Raw genomic sequence first — 7088 nt, forward strand, 5'->3', positions numbered from 1 at the left:
AAATCTAATATCAAAAAAAATGAACCAAGTATATATAGTAGACGGTGTTCGTACACCAATCGGAAAACTAAAAGGAAGCTTATCTGGCATGCGTCCAGATGATATGGCAGCTTTTGTTATTAAAAAACTTTTGGAGCGTAACACAAATATCGACCAAAAAAGAATTTATGATGTCGTGTTAGGTTGTGCCAACCAAGCAGGTGAAGACAACCGAAATGTCGCTCGTATGGCGGGTTTGCTTTCAGGTTTGGACTATCATGTTCCTGGCGAGACAGTTAACAGACTTTGTGCTTCGGGATTATCTGCGGCGATTAATGCAGCAAGAGCTATTCAGGTTGGTGATGCCGATTTGATGATTTCTGGAGGTGTCGAAAATATGACGCGTGGTCCATTGGTGATTTCAAAATCGGAAACGCCTTTTGGTGGCGATTCAAAAATCTACGATACAACTTTCGGATGGCGTTTTATCAACCCAAAAATGAAAGAAATGTACGGCGTTGATGCGATGGGCGAAACGGCAGAGAATCTTGCTGAGCGTGATAATATTTCGCGTGACGACCAAGATCAATTTGCTTTTAATTCTCAGATGAAAACAAAAGCGGCACAAGAAAACGGCAGATTGGCACAAGAAATTGTAGCGGTCAATATTCCGCAAAGAAAAGGCGATGATATTATCTTTGACCGTGACGAATTTGCTAAAAACGATACAACTTTAGAAGGTTTAGGGAAACTGAGAACGGCTTTCAAAAAAGATGGAACTGTAACTGCTGGTAACGCTTCAGGATTAAATGATGGTGCGGCAGCTAATCTTCTCGCGTCAGAACAAGCGATTAAAGAATTTGGATTAACACCAAAAGCGAGAATCGTCTCTAGTGCTGTTGTTGGTGTAGAGCCAAGAATCATGGGAATCGGTCCTGTTAAAGCTGCAGAATTAGCTTTGCAAAAAGCGGGTCTTACTTTTAAAGACATCGATATTATTGAATTAAATGAAGCTTTTGCAGCGCAAAGTTTAGCGTGTATCAGAGCTTGGGGCTTGGCGGATGACGATTCGAGAATCAATCCAAACGGAGGTGCAATCGCATTAGGTCATCCACTAGGAATGAGCGGCGCAAGAATCCTTAATTCGGCGATGTACGAACTACAAAATCAAAACAAAAGATACGCTTTAGCAACAATGTGTGTTGGCCTTGGACAAGGCTTCGCTGTAATTATTGAAAAAGTTTAATTATTTGTTCGCACTAAAATTTTAGATGTTCTTTACATATTTTAAAGACTTTGTACATTTTACATAATACCTATTACAAATGAATCAATTAGAAAATTTCGCTTTAGGAAAATGGACCAAAGGTTCTACCGAAGGCCAAATGTTATATAACGCAATTACAGGTGCCGAAATTGCAACGGCATCGTCTGCAGGTTTAGACTTTGGTGCGATGATGGATTATGCCCGTACAGTTGGTGGTCCAAAACTTCGCAAAATGACTTTCCAAGAAAGAGGTTTGATGCTAAAGAAATTAGCCTTGTACCTTATGGAACGCAAAGAAGAATTCTATACAGTTTCTTGGGCGACGGGTGCTACAAGAGCTGACTCTTGGGTCGACATAGAAGGTGGTATCGGTAACTTATTTGCCAACGCGTCATTGCGTCGTCAGTTTGGGGATCAGCCTTTTTATGTAGAAGGTGATACGCACAAATTATCAAAAAACGGAACTTTCATTGGGACGCATATTATGACACCAAAACGTGGTGTTGCAATTCATATCAATGCATTCAACTTTCCAGTTTGGGGAATGTTGGAGAAGATTGCTGTTAACCTTTTAGCTGGCGTTCCAGCGATTGTAAAACCAGCAACCATCACTTCATTTTTAACAGAAGCAGTTGTTCGTGCCATCATCGAATCTAATATTCTTCCAGAAGGCGCATTGCAATTAATTACAGGTTCAGCTAACGGAATTTTAGATTTCGTAGAGTCAGAAGATGTTGTGACATTTACAGGTTCGGCATCAACAGGACAAATGTTGAAAGCGCATCCAAGAATTACTGCGGAAGGTGTTCCGTTTAACTTAGAAGCAGATTCGCTTAACGCTTGTGTTCTTGGAGAAGATGTTAAGCCCGGTTCTGTAGAATTTGATATTTTCATTAAAGAAGTAACGCGCGAGATGACAACCAAAGCTGGACAGAAGTGTACAGCTGTTCGTCGTGCGATTGTACCGGCTAATTTAGTTGAAGATGTTCAGATTGCTCTAGGTCAACGTTTGTCAACGACAAAAATCGGTGACCCTAATGTTGAAGGTGTCAGAATGGGCGCTTTGGCTGGTGCAGCTCAAGTTAAAGAAGTTCGCGAAAAAGTTGAAGAACTTGCCAAATCTCAAGAAATCGTTTTCGGAGATTTAGACAATTTCGAAGTAACTGGCGCAGACAAAAATAAAGGCTCATTTATTTCACCAATTTTGTTTTTGAATAATGATCCGTTCAACAAAACGGATGTTCACAATATCGAAGCTTTTGGACCTGTATCGACGATTATTCCTTACAACAATACCGCCGAAGCAATCGAGTTAGTGCGTATGGGGAAAGGCTCGTTGGTTTGTTCTATTGTGACTGCTGATAACGATATCGCAACCGAATTTGTTCTTAATGCAGGTTCGCTTCATGGTCGTATCGTTGTGTTGGATGCCGATTGTATCAAAGAATCTACAGGTCACGGTTCGCCGTTGCCATTGTTGGTTCACGGTGGTCCAGGTCGTGCTGGTGGTGGTGAAGAAATGGGCGGAAAACGTGGCGTTCTTCATTACATGCAACGTACAGCGGTGCAAGGTTCGCCTAACAAGTTGACGTCGATTACGCAGCAATATCAATACGGCGCAGATTATATCGAAGATGACAAACATCCATTTGCGAAATATTTTGAAGAGATAAAAGTCGGTGATACCCTAATCACGGCAAAGCATACCATTCAACAGTCGGACATCAACGCGTTTGCAGCTTTGTCGGGCGATAATTTCTACGCACACGTGGATGCGACATCGTTGGAAGGAACAATTTTCGAACGCAATGTGGTGCACGGTTATTACTTGTTGTCGAAGGCGGCAGGGCTTTTTGTTCAAGCCAAAAAAGGTCCAGTTTTACTGAACTACGGTTTGGACGAGTGTCGTTTTGTGAAGCCAGTTTATCCAGGCTCGACGATGGGCGTTCGCTTTACTTGTAAAGAAAAAATTTCGCAGGAGAAGAAAGATGCCGATGATGTGGCAAAAGGTATCGTGCGTTGGTTGGTGGATGTCTATGACGAAACTGGCGAGACGGTTGCCATTGCGACGATTTTGACGATGGTGAAAATGTTAAATCAGGACTAAAATTTTTTGGGCAGCTATTTCCGCCTTCCACTCCCGCTTTTTTGCCTACACTTTGTTTCGGCAAAAAGAGCTCCGTTCAAGTCGGGCTGCGGATTGCGGATAATTAGAACAAGACAAAAACCGAATTTAATAAAAATTCAATTTAAAAAAATAATGGAAGCATACGTAAAATCAAATATAGAAAACGGCATTGGAACAATTGAGTTTTTCCATCCGCAAAGTAACTCGATGCCAGGAAGCCAATTAAAGAACTTGGCTAACGAAATCGATGAACTTGGAAAAAATAACGACGTAAAAGTTATCGTCCTAAAAAGTGCAGGTGAAAAAGCCTTTTGTGCTGGCGCTTCTTTCGATGAGTTAATCTCGATTAAAGATTTCGAAACTGGGAAAGTATTTTTCTCTGGTTTCGCCAATGTTATCAACGCGATGCGCAAATCACCAAAGTTGATTATTGCAAGAATTCATGGTAAAGCTGTTGGTGGTGGTGTTGGTATCGCTTGCGCGGCAGATTATACTTTTGCGACAGAAAATGCTGCGGTTAAGTTGAGCGAATTGGCGGTTGGTATTGGTCCTTTTGTTATCGGTCCAGTGGTAGAAAAGAAAATCGGAACAGCAGCTTTTGCACAGCTGGCTATCAATGCTACTGAATTTTATTCGGCGGAGTGGGCACGTGAGAAAAATATGTTCCAAGATGTATACGAGACAACAGAAGAAATGGACGCTGAAATCGAAATTCTTGCCGAGAAACTTGCGAAATCAAATCCTGAAGCGATGTTCCAACTGAAAGAAATATTTTGGAAAGGTACAGAAAACTGGGATTCTCTTTTAACAGAGCGTGCTGCAGTTAGTGGACAATTGGTGTTGTCGGAGTTTACGGTTAACGCTATTAATAAGTTTAAAGCGAAATAGTTGTAAAGAAGAAAATCCACTATTGACAATAGAATGCATTTGTAACAACGGGTTAAACATATAACGTAATTATCAATGCTTGCTGAACGGAGTCGAAATTTTATAATTTTGATGGGGTTTAGCAAGCATTTAGTTTTTTAGAAAGAGCCAATTGCTTTTTTACATCACGCTTGATAGTCACCATTTCAAATCTTCTCGAACTTTTTTCAAAAGAGCTCCAACATACCGTTCCATCAGGGACGCAATTTTGTCACAATTTCAAGATTTGGCTTTATCTTTGAGAAAGAGATATAAGAACCGAGATTCAAGATATCTTATTTAAAACTTGAAACGTTAAACTCAAAACTTAAATAAATACATTGTACTTTGTACATCATACATAAATACAACAATTATGAACATACTTACCCAAAACTTCAACACAGCTTATCATACGCCACCTTTTGAAAACATTAAAAACGAAGATTATCTTCCTGCTTTCAAAGAATTAATTTCAGAATCGGAGAAAGAAATTGATGAAATTGTCAACAATTCAGAAGAGCCAACTTTCGAAAATACAATCGAAGCTTTGGCTTATTCAGGAGAGAAATTGGATATTGTTTCTAATATTTTCTTCAACCTAAATTCTGCAGAAACCAGCGACGAACTTCAACAAATCGCACAAGAAGTTTCTCCACTTTTAACGGAGTATTCGTCTAAAATTTCACAAAACGAAGCACTTTTCAATAGAATTAAAAAAGTGTATGATGAAAAGTCAAAATACAATCTCAACGAAGAGCAACAAATGCTTTTAGATGAAACTTATAAAGGTTTTGTGAGAAGCGGCGCATTACTCAACGATTCGGATAAAGAAAAATTGAAGCAAATCAATATGGATTTATCGGTGAAATCACTTCAATTCGGACAAAATGCGCTTGCGGCAACCAATGCGTACTTTAAACATATCACCAACAAAGAAGATTTGGCGGGAATTCCTGATGCAATTTTGGAGCAATATGCCGAAGAAGCCAAAGAACGCTATTTGGATGGTTATGTTGTGACATTGCAGTATCCAAGCTATGTTCCGCTTATGACCTATGCTGAAAATCGCGAATTAAGAAAAGAATTAGCGTTAGCAAATGGTAAAAAATCTTTTGATCGTGGCGAATTTGATAATCAAAATCTTATCAAAGAAATTATTTCATTAAAACAGCAAAAAGCCGAACTTTTAGGTTATAAAAATTACGCAGATTACGTTCTAGAAGAGCGAATGGCGAAATCTCCAACTAAAGTTTTAGATTTCTTAAATGAACTTTTAGTGAAAGCAAAACCTTACGCCGAAAAAGAAATTGAAGAACTAAAAGCTTTAGCAAAAGCCGACGGAATCGAAGATATGCAAGGTTATGATCATTCTTTTTACGCTGAAAAATTACGCAAAGCAAAATATGATTTCAACGATGAAGAATTAAAACCGTATTTCCCTTTAAGTCAAGTTCAAGATGCAGTTTTCGGACTAGCAAATCAACTTTTCGGATTGGAATTTAAAGAAGTTAATACCATTCAAAAATATCATGCGGATGTTCAAACCTACGAAGTTTATGAGATTCAAGAACCAAAAGCCGAGAATCAAGTCTTCGACTCCGCTCACACTCACAACCAACAATCAACAACCAACAACCGACAACTTAAAGCTATCCTTTACACCGATTATTTCCCTCGAAAAGGAAAACGTGCTGGCGCTTGGATGACGAGTTATAAAAATCAATTCACAAAAGATGGCGAGAATTCTCGTCCACACATTTCTATTGTTTGTAACTTCAGCAAACCGACGAAAGACACGCCAAGTTTGTTGACTTTCCAAGAAGTGACCACGCTTTTTCACGAATTTGGACACGCAATCCACGGAATGTTAGCGAATACGCAATATCCAAATCTTTCGGGAACTTCTGTGAAGTGGGATTTTGTAGAATTACCATCTCAGTTTTTGGAAAACTTCTGCTACGAACCAGAATTCCTAAAAACATTTGCAAAACACTATAAAACAGGTGAAGTTTTACCCAACGAAAAAATTGAAAAAATAGAGCAATCCAAAAACTTTATGGAAGGTTATCAAACGTTGCGTCAATTAGGTTTTGGCTTGTTAGATATGGCGTATCACACGCATCCCGAAGATGTAAATGACATAAAAGCTTTTGAAGACGCTCAAACTTCGAAAACCTCATTATATCCAGTAAATCCAGAAACGGCGATGAGTCCGACTTTTTCGCATATTTTCCAAGGTGGATATTCGGCTGGATATTATTCATACAAATGGGCGGAAGTTTTGGATGCTGATGCTTTTGCTTACTTTAAAGAAACTGGAATTTTCAATCCAGAAACGGCCGCAAAATATAAAATTTTGCTATCATCTGGCGGAACGAAAGACCCAATGGAATTGTACAAAAACTTCCGTGGCAGCGAACCAAAAGTAGAAAGCCTTTTGAAAAGAGCTTTTGGATAAACTTATAATCTCACGTCACTTCGATTTCTATGACATATGCAAATTAAAATTATACACAGATTCGTTTTTTATTAAAGCATATATTCTGTGTATAATTTTATTTCTAATTGCGTTGAGTATAGACATCTTGTTTTTTCCTTCCGCAACCTTTCTTTGGAAGTAAATTGCAAGGTCATTTTTTAATCTTATCGAGCTGAGCGCCGCTAAATGCAATACTTTTTTCAGCTCTTTATCCGCCATTGTAGAAACCCTCGGTTTTCGATAAATAGAACTACCCGAACTGTATTCAAATGGTGCAACTCCTGCGTAACAAGCCATTTTTCGGGCAGATTGTATATCTGAAAATC

At 39.0% G+C, this 7088-nt stretch carries 5 protein-coding genes; 4 read left to right on the top strand and 1 reads right to left on the bottom strand.

The annotated features are described in order from the left end of the window. The first annotated feature begins 19 nt into the window (after positions 1 to 19). From pcaF to B5X62_RS07085, 4 genes are all read left to right on the top strand, one after another. Positions 20 to 1225: a 3-oxoadipyl-CoA thiolase gene (gene pcaF, locus B5X62_RS07070; RefSeq protein WP_079666702.1), complete on the top strand. Its 1206-nt coding sequence runs from the start codon at positions 20 to 22 to the stop codon at positions 1223 to 1225. 79 nt (positions 1226 to 1304) lie between these two features. Further along, entirely contained in the window at positions 1305 to 3353 is a 2049-nt protein-coding gene (paaZ, locus tag B5X62_RS07075; protein WP_079666703.1) for a phenylacetic acid degradation bifunctional protein PaaZ, read from the top strand. 153 nt (positions 3354 to 3506) lie between these two features. Further along, positions 3507 to 4262, top strand: a complete 756-nt coding sequence (locus B5X62_RS07080; protein WP_079666704.1) for an enoyl-CoA hydratase/isomerase family protein — start codon at positions 3507 to 3509, stop codon at positions 4260 to 4262. Positions 4263 to 4656: 394 nt separating this feature from the next. Continuing rightward, positions 4657 to 6741, top strand: coding sequence for a M3 family metallopeptidase (locus B5X62_RS07085; protein WP_079666705.1), 2085 nt, complete (start codon positions 4657 to 4659; stop codon positions 6739 to 6741). Between the two features lie 27 nt (positions 6742 to 6768). On the opposite strand, the gene B5X62_RS07090 is transcribed toward B5X62_RS07085, so the two are convergent. Continuing rightward, positions 6769 to 7088 (bottom strand): transposase (locus tag B5X62_RS07090; RefSeq protein ID WP_144038321.1); only part of this gene is annotated, 320 nt, incomplete at its 5' end.

The sequence above is a fragment of the Soonwooa buanensis genome, assembly GCF_900167905.1.
GTDB classification, from domain to species: Bacteria; Bacteroidota; Bacteroidia; order Flavobacteriales; family Weeksellaceae; genus Soonwooa; species Soonwooa buanensis.

What these genes read in the sequence shown, in the direction of transcription:
- pcaF (WP_079666702.1), top strand. Translation starts at nt 20, where the DNA reads ATGAACCAAGTATATATAGTAGACGGTGTTCGTACACCAATCGGAAAA.
- paaZ (WP_079666703.1), top strand. Translation starts at nt 1,305, where the DNA reads ATGAATCAATTAGAAAATTTCGCTTTAGGAAAATGGACCAAAGGTTCT.
- B5X62_RS07080 (WP_079666704.1), top strand. Translation starts at nt 3,507, where the DNA reads ATGGAAGCATACGTAAAATCAAATATAGAAAACGGCATTGGAACAATT.
- B5X62_RS07085 (WP_079666705.1), top strand. Translation starts at nt 4,657, where the DNA reads ATGAACATACTTACCCAAAACTTCAACACAGCTTATCATACGCCACCT.